At 61.2% G+C, this 14,661-nt stretch carries 6 protein-coding genes; 1 reads left to right on the top strand and 5 read right to left on the bottom strand.

Going from position 1 to position 14,661, the window contains the following annotated elements; translation table 11 throughout:
* Positions 1-36: 36 nt before the first annotated feature.
* The 5 genes from astB to F8N66_RS23575 form a co-directional block, all read right to left on the bottom strand.
* The gene (gene astB, locus F8N66_RS23595; RefSeq protein ID WP_150772456.1) at positions 37-1,383 is read right to left on the bottom strand and encodes an N-succinylarginine dihydrolase; all 1,347 of its coding nucleotides are present in this window, start codon (positions 1,381-1,383) and stop codon (positions 37-39) included.
* Positions 1,384-1,529: 146 nt separating this feature from the next.
* Positions 1,530-2,999 carry a succinylglutamate-semialdehyde dehydrogenase gene (gene astD, locus F8N66_RS23590; protein ID WP_191623048.1) on the bottom strand — a complete coding sequence of 490 codons (1,470 nt, stop codon included), beginning with the start codon at positions 2,997-2,999 and terminating at the stop codon, positions 1,530-1,532.
* The gene (gene astA, locus F8N66_RS23585; protein WP_150772454.1) at positions 2,996-4,021 is read right to left on the bottom strand and encodes an arginine N-succinyltransferase; all 1,026 of its coding nucleotides are present in this window, start codon (positions 4,019-4,021) and stop codon (positions 2,996-2,998) included. The genes astD and astA overlap by 4 nt, the downstream gene beginning before the upstream one ends.
* 73 nt (positions 4,022-4,094) lie before the next feature.
* Positions 4,095-5,114, bottom strand: coding sequence for an arginine/ornithine succinyltransferase subunit alpha (gene aruF / locus F8N66_RS23580; protein WP_150772453.1), 1,020 nt, complete (start codon positions 5,112-5,114; stop codon positions 4,095-4,097).
* Between the two features lie 221 nt (positions 5,115-5,335).
* Positions 5,336-6,556, bottom strand: coding sequence for an aspartate aminotransferase family protein (locus tag F8N66_RS23575; RefSeq protein WP_150772452.1), 1,221 nt, complete (start codon positions 6,554-6,556; stop codon positions 5,336-5,338).
* A 315-nt stretch (positions 6,557-6,871) separates the two neighbouring features.
* On the opposite strand from F8N66_RS23575, the gene F8N66_RS23570 reads away from it, so the two are divergent.
* On the top strand, positions 6,872-14,620 hold the full coding sequence (locus F8N66_RS23570) for a dermonecrotic toxin domain-containing protein (RefSeq protein WP_150772451.1): 7,749 nt from the start codon (positions 6,872-6,874) through the stop codon (positions 14,618-14,620).
* The last annotated feature ends 41 nt before the right edge of the window (positions 14,621-14,661 follow it).

Raw genomic sequence — 14,661 nt, 5'->3', positions numbered from 1 at the left:
AGCGGCGCGCTGTCGGGCCCGAAAGCGCGCCGTCGATCAATTGATCTGGAATGGATAAACCGCGCCCAGTTTAAGGATTTGTGTCAGTTCATCCAGTGCCGTCCGGCACTCAAGCAGCAATTGCGGGTCCGCGAGATCGTTTTCGGTCATGCGGTCGCGGTAGTGCTTGTCGACCCATTCGGTCAACGTGCCGTACAACGGTGCCGTCATGATAACCCCTTGGTTGACCGCCGCCAGTTCGGTTTCGTTGAGCGCCACGCGCAACCTCAGGCAAGCCGGGCCACCGCCGTTCTGCATGCTCTGCTTGAGATCGAAGACCTTCACTTCGCGGATCAGCCCACCGGAGCTGGTCAGACCCTGCAGGTATTGCCAGACGCGCTCGTTGCCGCGGCATTCTTCCGGCACGATCAACAGCATGGAGCCGTCAGGGCGCGACAGCAGTTGGCTATTGAACAGGTAGGACCGAACAGCGTCTTCGACGGTTACCGCGGAACGCGGTACGCACACCGACTGAAATTTCCCACCGACCTTGGCGAGTTTGCTCTGCAATTCGGCCAGCATCTGATCGGTCTCGAGGAACGCATCCTCGTGATAGAACAGCACTTCGCCATTACCGACTGCAATCACGTCGTTGTGGAACACGCCTTGATCGATCACCGACGGGTTCTGCTGGGCGTAGACCACGCCGTCATCGCTCAAGCCGTGCAAGCGGGCAACGGCCTGGGACGCTTCGAGGGTCTGGCGCGCCGGGTACTTTTGCGGAGCCGGGTAGCGGGTGTCGAACGCGCTGCGGCCGAACACGAAGAACTCGACACCGGCTTCGCCGTATTCACGGCAGAAACGGGTGTGGTTGGCCGCACCTTCGTCACCGAACTGGGCCACGGCCGGCAACGCGGCGTGATGGGCGAAGTGCTTCTGGTCGGCAAACATGGCACCCAACACGCGACTGGTGGTCGGGTGTTCGATGCTGCGGTGATATTTGCAATTGAGGTTGGCGGCGGTGAAGTGCACGCGACCATCGGCGGTATCGGCGCTCGGGCTGACGGTGGCGGCGTTGGCCACCCACATGCTCGACGCCGAGCAGCTGGCGACCAGCAGCGGCATCGCGTCTTTGGCGGCGCGCTCGATCACTTGAGCGTCGGTGCCGCTGAAGCCCAGGCGACGCAGTGCCGCCACATCCGGGCGCTCCTGCGGCGCCAGCACGCCTTGCTGGAAGCCCATTTCCATCAGCGCTTTCATCTTCGCCAGGCCTTGCAGCGCGGCTTCCTTCGGATTCGAGGATTGCTGGCTGTTGCTCTGGGACGCGACGTTGCCGTAGGACAGGCCGCCGTAGTTATGGGTCGGCCCCACTAGACCGTCAAAATTGACTTCATAGGATTTCATCAGCGAGGCTCCACGAGAATCTGTTTGTTATAGGCTTCAGTAACTGTTCTTTGAGACCGGGTCGCGGCCTTCGCGAGCAAGCCCGCTCCCACATTGGAATGCGTTCTCCTGTCGGAGCGGCGTTGCGACTTGCTCGCGAATGGGCATTACGCCATTTTCACGCCAGGCGTCAGGGCTGCAGGCAACACCAGATTCGGGGTTTCCAGCGAGGCCACCGGGTACGCGCAGTAATCCGCCGCGTAGTAGGCGCTGGCGCGATGGTTACCCGAAGCGCCGACGCCGCCGAATGGCGCGCTGCTCGCGGCGCCGGTCAGTTGCTTGTTCCAGTTGACGATACCGGCGCGGCTTTCCAGCCAGAACTGCTGATAACGCGCCTCGGAATCCGACAGCAGCCCCGCCGCCAGACCGTAGGCGGTGTCGTTGGCCTCAGCGATCGCCGCTTCGAAATCAGCATAGCGAATCACTTGCAGCAATGGACCGAACAGTTCTTCGTCCGGGCGCTCGGCCACGGCGGTCACATCGAGAATGCCAGGGGTCAGCAACGCGGCCCGGGCCTGGGGTTGAGTCATTTCCAGCAAGGCCAGCGCGCCGTTGGCCAGCAGATGCTCCTGGGCCTCCATCAACGCCTTGGCCGCGCCAAGGGAAATTACCGAGCCCATGAACGGCGCCGGCTGCTGATCGAAGGCACCCACGTCAATCGTCGAGCTGACCGCCACCAGACGCGCCAGCAACGCATCGCCCCAGGCGCCTTGCGGCACCAGCAGACGGCGCGCGCAGGTGCAACGCTGGCCAGCGGAAATGAATGCCGATTGAATGATGGTGTACACGGCGGCATCCACATCGGCGACCTGATCGACCACCAGCGGGTTATTGCCACCCATCTCCAGCGCGAGGATCTTGTCCGGGCGACCGGCGAATTGATTGTGCAGGTGATTGCCGGTACGGCTGGAACCGGTGAAGAACAGCCCGTCGATCCCCGGGTTCGCCGCCAAGGCGATACCGGTCTCGCGAGCGCCTTGCAGCAGGTTCAACACACCTGCCGGCAGGCCGGCTTCGATCCAGCACTTGACCGTCAGCTCAGCGACTTTCGGCGTCAGCTCGCTGGGCTTGAACAGCACACTGTTACCGGCCAGCAGCGCCGGCACGATATGGCCGTTGGGCAAGTGGCCAGGGAAGTTGTAAGGGCCGAACACGGCGACGACGCCATGAGGCTTGTGACGCAACACGGCGGTGGCGTCGCCCAGCGGGCCGCTCTTCTCGCCGGTACGCTCGCGGTAGCTCTGCACCGAGATCGCAATCTTGTTGACCATGCTGGTGACTTCGGTCGCCGCTTCCCACAGGGGCTTGCCGGTTTCCTCACCGATGGTGCGGGCCAGTTCGTCCGCGTTGTTCTTCAAGGCGGCGGCGAAGGCTTCCAGCACCGAGATACGCTCTTCCAGGGTCCGGCGGGCCCAGCCCGGGAATGCCTGACGCGCCGCTTGCACGGCCGATTCAACTTGAGCGGTGGTGGCACCTGCGCCAGACCACAACACTTGCTGGGTCACCGGGTTCAGCGACTCGAAGGCTTCGCCCCCACCTGCCAGCCATTCACCTGCGATGTATAGCGACTTCATTATTTCGACTCCCGAGCAGCGGACAACGGAACGGCGCGCACCTGATCGCCGGCGTTGAGTTGAAGACGTTTGGCGGTCAGCGGGTCGACCACCAGCGTGCCGGCGGCGAAGCGTGCGGGTGCGGCAGTGATCCGGCAGTCTTCGCGCTTGCGGTTATGAATAATGAATGGCGTGGCGTCGTCGCCCGGCGTGCCGATGGCCAGCACCAGCGCCTGGCTGTCACGTACTGCGCGGATCTTGCCGGTTTCGCACTCGATCGCAGGACCGGCGTCGAAAATGTCGACGTAGCCTTGATAGCTGAAGCCTTCGCTCTTGAGCATCGACAACGCCGGCTCGGTGTCCGGGTGCACCTGGCCGATCACGTTGCGCGCATCCGGCGAAAGGAAGCAGGTGTACAGCGGGAATTTCGGCATCAGTTCGGCGATGAACGCCTTGTTGCCCACACCGGTCAGGTAGTCGGCCTGGCTGAACTCCATCTTGAAGAAGTGGCGGCCCAGGCTTTCCCAGAACGGCGAACGCCCGGCGTCATCGGACACACCGCGCATCTCGGCGATGATCTTGTTGCCGAACAGTTGCGGGAATTCGGCGATGAACAGCATCCGCGCCTTGGACAACATGCGGCCGTTCAGGCCACTGCGGTAATCGGCATGGAGGAACAGCGAGCACAGCTCGGAGTTACCGGTCAGGTCGTTGGCCAGGAACAGCGTCGGGATTTCGCGGTAGATGTTCAACTCTTGCGAGGCGCTGACGGTCAGGCCGACGCGGAAGTTGTACCAGGGCTCACGCAGGCCGACGGCGCCGGCGATGGCGGAAATGCCCACCACGCGACCGTCGTCATCCTCGAGCACGAACAGATAGTCCGCATCGCCCCGCCCGGCTTCGCCACGAAAGGTCTTCTCGGCCCAGCCCACCCGATGGGCCAGGCGCTCTTCGTTGGCCGGCAAGGTGGTCAGGCCGGTGCCGGTGCTACGGGCCAGGTCGATCAGAGCGGGTAAATCGCTGCTGCGTACGGGACGAACGATCATGCTATCTCCTCAAACGGGCCGCTTGCGCCACCCGTGAAACTCGCTGCTTTTCAGGCATTTTTTGACGCAGGCGTTAAACCGCCACCAGGCGCACGCTGGCACCCTCACCGACGCCCAGGGCTTCGGCCGCTTCCAGATCCAGGGTCACGGGCTTGCCCGGCGCGTAGTCAAGCTCCAGCAAGACCGCGCGGTAATCCTGCAACTGGGCGTTGGCCACCAGGTACTGGCGACCGACCCCTTTGACCGGGTCGCCGATTTTCACCGGCACCACGCGGCTCTGGGCGATCGAACGGATCCCCGAGACACGGGCGTGCAAGGTCGGGCCGCCGTCGAAAATGTCGATGTAGTGATCGGTTTCGAAGCCTTCGCGCATCAGGATGTCGAAGGTGATCTGCGCCCGCGGGTGCACCTGGCCCATCGCCTCCTGCGCGGAGTCCGGCAGCAGCGGCACATAGATCGGGTAGTGCGGCATCAGCTCGGCCAGGAAGGTACGGCTTTTCAGCCCGCACAGACGCTCGGCTTCAGCGTAGTTGAGGTCGAAGAAGTTGCGGCCGATGGCGTCCCAGAACGGCGAGTCGCCGTTTTCGTCGCTGTAGCCGACGATCTCGGTCACTACGGAATCGGCAAAGCGCTCCGGGTGGCTGGCGACGAACAGCAGGCGGCCTCGGGAGTTGAGCTCGGCCCAGGGCGAACCCACCAGCTCTCGTTGCACGTAGAAACTGGTCAGCAGGCTGTTGCCCGTCAGGTCGTGGCACTGGGAAAGCACGTGGATCTTGTTGTGAATCTTCAGCTCGCGCGAAGCGTGCACGAAGGTTTCATTACGGAAACTGTAGAACGGCTCGGAATAGCCGGCCGACGCCACGATCGCCGAGCAACCGGCGAGTTTGCCGGTGGCGGTGTCCTCAAGGACGAAGAAATAGCTCTCTTCACCGTTGAAGCTGACTTCGGCGGAGAACGACGCTTCGCTCGCGGCAATCTTGTCGCTCAGGCGTTCAACGTCATCCGGCAGGGAAGTGACACCAATCGGACTGTCCGCAGCCAGACGCTGTACCTCGCCCAGATCAGCCATTTGCGCGGGGCGCATCACCAGCATGGTGTCACTCCTTTTCAAAACTCTTGAGGAAAATAACCGGGCAGTCATTGAAGACACTCGGACTAAAGTGGGAGCGGGCTTGCTCGCGAAAGCGATACTTCAGACAGCAACGATGTTGGCTGATACACCGCTTTCGCGAGCAAGCCCGCTCCCACATTTTGATCCGGCCCGGAACAAAAAATTGGGATCGACGCCTGAATCGCCAGGCGTCGAAGGGTCTATCAGGCTTGCGTCAGTGTTGCCGCGGCGCGCTCGAAGCGGTCCAGGCCGGCATCGATATCGGCGTCTTCCACCACCAGGCTCGGGGCGAAACGCACCACGTCCGGGCCGGCTTGCAACACCATCAGGCCTTCTTTTTCAGCGGCGTTGAAGATGTCCTTGGCCTTGCCTTTCCAGGTATCGCTCAATACACAACCGATCAACAGGCCCAGGCCACGGACCTGGGTGAACAGGCCGTACTTCTCGCCGATCTGCTCAAGGCGCGCCTTGAACTTGTCGTGCTTGGCGTTGACGCCGGCCAGCACTTCAGGGGTGTTGATCACGTCGATCACCGCTTCGGCGACAGCGCACGCCAGCGGGTTGCCGCCGTAGGTGGTGCCGTGGGTGCCGACGACCAGGTGCTTGGCCAGGTCTTCGGTGGTCAGCATCGCCGCGATCGGGAAACCACCGCCCAGGCTCTTGGCGCTGGTCAGGATGTCCGGGATCACGCCGTAATGCTGGTAGGCGAACAGTTTGCCGGTGCGGCCCATGCCGGTTTGCACTTCGTCGAAGATCAACAGCGCGTTGTGCGCGGTGCAGAGTTCGCGGGCGCCTTGCAGGTATTCGAGTTCGGCCGGGATCACGCCGCTTTCGCCCTGGATCGGTTCCAGCACCACCGCGCAGGTCTTGTCGGAAATGGCGGCTTTCAGCGCGGCCAGATCGTTGTACGGCACGTGGGTGATACCGGTGATTTTCGGACCGAAGCCATCGGAGTACTTCGACTGGCCACCGACGTTCACGGTGAACAGGGTACGGCCGTGGAAACTGTTGAGCGCGGCGATGATTTCGTACTTCTCGCTGCCGAAACGGTCATGGCCGACACGACGGGCCAGCTTGAAGGCGGCCTCGTTGGCTTCGGCGCCGGAGTTGCAGAAGAAGGCACGCTCGGCGAAGGTCGCGTCGATCAGCTTATGGGCCAGGCGCAGGGCCGGCTCATTGGTGAACACGTTGGACACGTGCCACAGCTTGTTCGCCTGCTCGGTCAAGGCACCGACCAGCGCCGGATGCGCATGGCCCAATACGTTAACGGCAATCCCGCCGGCGAAGTCGATCAGCTCGCGACCGGACTGGTCCCAGACGCGGGAACCGGCGCCACGTACCGGAATGAAAGCGGCAGGCGCGTAGTTGGGAACCATTACCTGGTCGAAATCGGCGCGTTGTACCGCAGCGTGCTCAACGGACATCGGAGTCTCCTGAAGAGGAACACCCGCCTGAAACTGGCGAGCGATGGGGGGATTGTAAGGACAGTTTTCAGCCCGGCCTTGCCGCCAAGCGACAACTTCTTATAGCGCAAACCCCGGATTTTCCCGGGTTTACGGCAATGCGACATATAGGGTCGCAAAGGCGCAGTTTAACTGCCTCACGGGGATAGCGGCAGGGTCGCGGGGATTTGATTTACGGAGCCGCGCCATTCGCAACCAAGCCTTAACTATGTAATGCACGGTGATCGCGTCGCTTTGATTTGCTTGGGCATTCTCCAACGCTCAAGGAATAGCACGATGCAATTACCCAACCGACCACAATCCGCAACGACAACCGACACGCAGTACCCGGAACACCCGGACAGCCACTATCAACACCTTAAAAACTCAGTGCCCACATGGCTTGGCCAGGCCTCGTCGGCCAAACGCCAGGCCTTGAAGAACACCCAGCCGAAGCTCCTCGATCGCCTTCAAGCGGCGCCCGCCGCACAACACCAGGCACTAAAGACACTCAACGCCGCCCACTGGACCGCCCAAAACGAAGTCGACCGACGGCTGGCGCGCCTGCAAGACGCCAGCGCGTTCGCCGAACCCTTGCTCAAGGCGGCATTGAAAAGCCGTTTCGGACTGGACCTGGACGTCAAGGCAACCTTCCTGCGCCTGTATGTTCCTGCGACGATCCCCTGGTTCCCGATCAAGACCGGCGCCCGCGCCTGGACGGTGTCGCTGGTGGAGGCAGCCCTGCACAATTTCGAAGCGACGGAAACCGGGGACGCCGCCTATGAGGCTCACTCGACCTTCATCACCCAGCCTTCCGACACAGGACAGTTCGAAACCCTGCCTGCCATCAAGCAAAATCTGAGCATTCCAGCCTTCATCCGGCTTTGCAGGGAGCTGGACATCGGCGCCCAGTACAAAAGCCATCTCGAAGAAAACCTCGGGATTACCAGCCCGGTCGCCGCGTCGGTGTTGCGACTCAAGGTTAACGAAAGTCAAAAAGCCGCGATGAAGGCCGCCCTGCAGATGGCGCGGATGACCGGCGACGTCAGCGAGCAATATGTTCGCTTGATCGAAGGGCTGCTCGATGGCCTGCAAGGCATGCGCGTCAACGGCCAGGCGTTGTTATGCCAAGACTTGACGATGATGTCCGCCACCCTCACCGGTCCCCTCGTGTTTGCCCCTGACCTTGAAAGCAGCGAGACCGTCGCCAAGGTAGTGACCTATGTCCCGGATGACCCAGAGCATCCGTTCAAGGAGTACGCCTCGACGGCCGGGATGGCGACCGAACTGATCAGGCAACTGCGCTCCAAGGATTACCAACGCTTCTTCAGCCGTTTCGTGGATCACGAAAAACGCGGAGTGTTCTTCGCCAGCCTCAATCAGCGCCTGACAAAGATCACCTGGCATGAACCGGTTCAGGGAAGCAGCCTGCCCAGCTGGCGGGAAACCCCCATCGACCGGCCCAACCTGCAATTTGCAATCACGCCGATCAACGCCAATCTGTGGCAACACCTCTATCAGGGGAAACTGAACAAGATCCTCAACGACGCGCGAGTCATTGCCGTATCGACCGCAACGGCCGATCAAAAAGCCCGTTGGGCGCTATGGGATTCTTTCGTCAACATCGCCTCCACCATCCTCCAGGTTGCCGCGTTCATCGTGGCGCCGTTTGTGCCGGTGCTGGGCGAACTGATGATGGCCTACATGGCTTATCAATTACTCGACGAAGCGTTCGAAGGCATTATCGAATGGGCTGAGGGCCAGAACACCGAGGCGCTCGAACACCTTTTGGGCGTCGTGGAATCGTTGATACAGCTGGGGGCCTTCGCGGCAGGCGGCGCCATTGGCGTGGGCGAATTTCGCAAGGCATTGCCCAAAGAGATCGTGGCGTTCATTGACCGGTTCAAGCCCGTCGAGCGCCCCGACGGGCAAACCCGGTACTGGAAACCGGAGCTGATGGCTTACCAGCATGAATCCATTCCAGGACCGAACTCCCGACCCGACAAACTGGGTCTGCACCCGCACGAGGGAAAACAGCTGCTGCCCCTCGACCAGGCTCACTTTGCCGTGAGCGAGGGCCCCGTCGCCGGCCAGTACCGCATTGACCATCCGACCCGGCCTGACGCCTACAAACCGGCCTTGCGACACAACGGCGAGGGCGCATGGCATACCGAGCTTGAGCAGCCACTGGAATGGGACGCCCCTACCGCATTGCGCCGGATCGGCCCTTCTGTCGACGCGTTTACGCCTGCCCGGCGCGAGCAAATCCTTAAGGTCAGTGGCTACACAGAGGATGCGCTGCGCAAAATGCACGTCGACCAGGAGCCTGTACCGCCCTTGCTGGCCGACAGCATCAAGCGCTTCAAGATCGATCAGGACCTTCAACAATTCATCGAGCAACTGGACAGCGAATTGCCCGCGCAGTACCTCGCTGCCGATCCGTTGACTCAACTGCAACTGCTCGCCAGGCACGAGCGATGGCCGACCGGCAAAGGGTTAAGCTGGGTGGATGAGCAGGGGGACATTGCCTGGACTTCTTCGACCGACGAAACGCTGCCGCTGACGGTGGTTCGCCAGGACAACCTGTTGCAAGGTGATCTGCTCAAGACGCTGCTGCAGTCACTTAACGAAAGCGACATCAAAACGCTGCTGGGCGAAGAGTTTTCCGGGCCGACGCTCTCACTCGACGCGCGCGCCCGAACGCTGCGAAAGCAACTGGTGCAGCTTGCCCGCAAACAGCGTACCGCGATGTTCGAATCACGCTACACCACACTTGAAAACACGCCGGACCCACTGGCACGACAGATCGCGCAACACCACCCGCAACTGCCCGCCAGTGTTACCCGGGAATTGCTCCACACCGCCACCGGGGCGGAACTTCAACAGATCAGCCAGGGCCGCCTGCCCGAACGTCAACAGGCGCTGGTAGCGCTGGCCAACCAGGAAGTGCGCGTGACCCGCGCCTTCGAGGGGCTGGAACTGGACTCTGTCAGCAATCCGGATACCGAGACACTGGCATTGCACAGTCTCCATCAGCTGCCCGGCTGGACCGGCGACGTGCGTATCGAGGTCCGGGACCGGTCTTACACAGGGCAGCGGCTGGACAGTATCGGACGTGCGGACGCCCCCGCTCAGAAAGTCCTGGTCCGTTACGCCGATGGCACCTGGCAACCCTACGACGAGAGCGGCCAGGCACTGCATTCGGCCACCGACTACTACTCCGGCATCTTGTACGCTTTGCCGGATGCGGAGCGCCAGGCGCTGGACATCCACATCGAACAGGGGCAAAAGCTGAAAGAGGCCATCCGCGCACGACCTTTGGAGCGAAACGAGCTACGCGTGACGATATCGCCCCAACCCATCCAGGAAGCAGCTGTGGACACCCTGCGGCTGTTGGGTTCGGACGGTTACGGACGAATCCTGCGCACGGTGCGCACCACTCAAGAGCCGCCAACCCTGACCCTGGAACAGCGCGTGCGCGAGGTGTATCCGGGGCTCTCCCCCCAGGAAGTCCAGGCGCTGCTTGCAACGTTGCGCAATCATGCGATGGGCCCACGCGCAGAACTGTCACGCCTGCACAGTGCATACGAACGGCTCTGCACTGATCTGCATCGCTGGGCAAACGAGGTACCCAACAACGACCCTGTCAGTGGGGTTGCGCTGACAACCCTCGAGCGCCAGGCCGCTGTGCAGAATCGCGCGCTGCTCAAGCAAGCGATCCAACGCTGCTGGCGCCGGGAAACACGCGGGCCTGCGGGTTACATGCTGCACATTCCCGGACCGATTCTGGGCGACCTCCCCGCGTTGAACGCAGACTTCAGCCATGTCGTCGTGTTGTCGATCAATGGCAGCCCCGGCACCGGCGCCCTCGAGCCTTTTCTGCAGAACTTCCCCGGGTTAATGCACCTGGACATCAGCAACCTCGGCCTGCAAACACTGCCGCAGGCAATCACTTCAATGCCAATGCTTCGCCATTTGATCGTGCGTAACAGCGGTATCGCCTTTTCCCCCGCCGACCAACAGGCACTCTCTTCGCTAAGGGGGCTCGCCTTGCTCGACTTGCAGGACAATCCGCTGACACTCACGCCTGACCTGCAAGCCATGCCGGCGCTGCGTCACGTCAACCTGGCCAATACGGGGATTTCCACCGTCCCCCCGGGACTGCTCAATCACCCCCAACTCCTCACCGGCCGCTTCGATGGCAATCGGATTTCCGTGCTGCCCGATGGGCTGTTTACGCTGGCGGGCGATCTTGGTGCTGGATTCGTCTTTGAAAACAATCCGCTGACCCCCGCTATGCACGAGCGGATCAAGATCTATTACACCCGCACCGGGAAACACTTCGGAGTGTTGCCCGATCAGACCGATCTTCATCGCACGATGGCGCTGTTCCCTGAGCGGGATGTTCACCAAGCGACTGACCTGCTGTACCGCTTGCCGGGCACATTGGTGGAGGGGCGTACCCGGCTCACTGAATGGGAAACCGAAATTGCCCGCCTGACCAGCGACCTCGCACAATGGTCTGCCAACGTTCCGGCACGCCACCCCGCCACCGACCAGCCATTGACTGTCAGGGAAATGTTTTCCGAACAGGTGGCACGAGAAGCGTTCGGGCAAGAATTAGAAAGTGTCTGGCGCAACAGATTGGGCAGCGCTTCAAGAGGGCTCGAATCGGAACTGAAATTCATCGGCGATCTGCCGGTGCTCACGGCGGACTTCAGCCATGTTTCCAGGCTCACCCTCACCGGCAACAAGGCCGTCACTGCAACCACGCCCTTTTTGCAACGTTTCACAGGGTTGCGCAGCCTGACCCTCAACAACTTTGCCCTGCACCAAGTGCCCCGGGCGATCACCCACCTGCCGGAACTTGAGGCGTTGGTCCTGATCAAGTGCGATGTGGTACTCACTCCCGACAGCCAGGCCGCGCTCGTGTCACGGGCCAAACTTGTCACGCTGGAACTGTCACACAATCCACTGGGCACGGCTCCCGACCTGACGACACTGCCCGGGCTGACGTACATCGACCTGTCCAACACCGGCCTGACCACTGTTCCCGCCGAACTGGCGGAACATGCGAACCTCAACATCGTCATTCTCAGTGACAACCAGATAACCGAACTGCCCGACACCCTGTTCGCCCTCCCCACCGACCGCATTGACGGCTTTGACTTCGAGGGCAACCCATTCTCGGCAGCCACGCGGGAACGCATAAAAACCTGTTTCCGCGCAACCGGGCAAGATTTCGGAGTCCTGGCCGATCAGGCCGATATCGACCTGGCCAAAGAACTGTTTCCAGCGCTGGACGCGCAAGACGCCAGCGACATGATTTATGACTTGCCCGGCACACTGGAAGAGGGCCGGGTACAACTCAGACACTGGCGAGCCGAACTCAGGCAACTGACGGAAGACCTCTCGCAATGGGCACGAAATGTTGCTACCCATCACCCTCTCTCAGGCAAACCGCTCGATGCCAGCCAAGTGCAGGCCGAGCAAGTCTCCAGGGCTGAGTTCCAGCAAAAGCTTGAGCAATTCTGGCGTCTGCGAAGAGAATCTTCGAACATGCGCGCGGAGCATTTCGAGGCGAACCTGGCCTTCTTCGGGGACATGCCCCTGCTGACGACCGACTTCAGCCATGTCCAGAGCCTGACCCTCAACGGCAACAGTACGATCGGCGGGACAGGCCCGTTCCTAGAGCTTTTTCCAGATTTGCACACCCTGCAGATGCGTCAATTTGCACTGGATCAGATACCCCAGGCCCTCCCTCGCATGACGAGGCTCAAAGAGCTGGAGTTGACCCATTGTCGGGTGACGCTCACGCCCGCAGGCCAGACCACCCTTTCATCGCTGGTCATCCTTGAGTCACTGGACCTGAGTGGAAACCCGCTGGTGCTGACACCCGACCTGACGGCCATGTCCCAGCTGAGCGATATTCGACTGTCCGACACGGCAATAACCAGCCTGCCAAACGGCCTCACGACGCTTCCCCACATGAGCAATGCCTTTCTGGATGGCAACCAGATCACCGAGCTGCCCGACGCATTGTTCAGTCCGGACCTCGACCTCGTCGAGAAGATCAACCTTGCCAACAACCCGCTGTCCCCCACCAGCCGAAACAAGATAAAAACCCGCTACGCAGCAACCAAGGACGACTTTGCGGTGCTGGCCGAGCAGGCCGATATCGAGCGGACGCAAACGCTGTTTCCGCAACTGGACACCGATGACGCCAATCATGTGATCTACACATTGTCCGGGACCCTGGAGGACGGCCGTGCCCAGCTGACCCTCTGGGAGACGGAAATCGCTGGGCTCAGACGCGAACTCAGTGATTGGGTCGACGACGTCCCCGCGCAAAACCCGTCCACCGACCAATCACTGAGCGCCGAGGAGATCAACGATGAGGTGATCACGAGAAATGCGTTCGCCCAGAGCCTGGAACAATTCTGGCGCCAGCGGGAGACTGAAAAACCCGAAGTCAGGGCAGACACCTTCGCCGCGGACCTGGGTTTTATCGGTGACATGCCCGTGCTGACGGCAGATTTCAGCCACGTCACCGAGCTGTCCCTCATCGGCAACAAAGCCCTCGGGGTGCCTGCCCGCTTCCTTGAACCTTTCACCGGCCTGCAACACCTGGAACTGCGCGATTTCACCCTCGGTCGCCTGCCGCAGGCGATCACCCACATGCCATCGCTCAATATCCTTGCCGTGATCAATTGTGGTGTCGTGCTGGATGCCGAGGGGCTCGTCGCGCTGGCCTCGCGAACCCGCCTGGAGATGATCGACCTGGCCAACAATCCGCTGGCTCGTGTTCCTGATGTCTCGACCTTGCAGGCACTGACTTACATCGATCTGTCCAACACTGGCATTGACCGCGTCCCCGTCGGCCTGCCCGGCCATGCCCGAATTGAAACGGCGATTTTGAGCGATAACCGCATCACCGAACTCCCGGACGAAATTTTCAATCTGCCCGCCGACACGGGCAGCGGCCTGGATTTTGGCAACAACCCGTATTCGACAACGACGCGTGAGCGGATAAAAGCCTATCACCGCAAAACCGGAAATGACCTGGGTGTCGCGGCGCCCCAGGCGGACATCGATCAAGCCATCGAGCTCTACCCTGGCCTGAACCCTGAGCAAGCCAGCGACTACATCTATCACCTGCCCGGCACACTGGCCGATGGCCGCCTTGAACTGGCACGCAAAAAATCCGAGCTGGCCAGCTTGATCAGCGAGCTGACCGTGTGGATGACCGATATACCCAATGATCCCGTGACGGGTGAACCGCTCGATGCCGAGGCGCTGCTGCAAGAGCAGTTCAAACGCATGACATTCAAGACCGGCCTCGAACAGTGCTGGCGTCAATTACCGACAGAGAATGCCTTCACCAACGAACTCAGCTTCGTGTCCAGCCTTTCAATCATGGGCGACCTGCCGGTGCTGTCAGCCGATTTCGGGCATGTGCTTGAGCTTTACCTGACGAGCACGGGAAGCATTGTCCCAAGGGCGAGCCGGTTCCTGGACTACTTTCCCAATCTGCACAGCCTCGCTGTCCGGGGTTATCAGCTGGATAACATTCCCGAAGCCATTTTCAAGATGAACAGCCTGACTGCACTGAGCTTGCCGGAGTGCCGTATCACCCTGACCCGGCGAACTGTGGACGCCCTCGCCGACATGGAAAATCTCGACAGTCTGAACCTCAGGAACAATCCGTTGGGCTTGACGCCCGACCTGCGCAACCTGAGGCATTTGTCTTCGCTGGACCTGAGCAACAGCGGGTTGCGGGAAATGCCGAGGGGAGTGCTCGATAGCACCAGCCTGACCCACGCTGATCTGTCCAACAACGCGATCACCGACATGCCGATCGAATTGCTGGACGCCAACCCGGACCACACGGCCAATTACGATCTGAGTGGCAACCCATTCTCCCCACGGAGCCTGGAACGCATTGCCGCTCACTACCATGAAACGGGCAATACCCTGGGCATCAACGCCGTGAGGGGAATGCCACGGCCTGGCAACCAGCCACCCGACGAGGAAATGGAAAGCTGAACAAGCGCGTGAGCCTGCATGGCCATGGGTGCAATGCCCAT

Origin of the sequence: Pseudomonas fluorescens (assembly GCF_902498195.1) — a bacterium.
Lineage (GTDB): Bacteria > Pseudomonadota > Gammaproteobacteria > Pseudomonadales > Pseudomonadaceae > Aquipseudomonas > Aquipseudomonas fluorescens_BU.
This window is presented reverse-complemented; position numbering and strand designations above follow the sequence as displayed.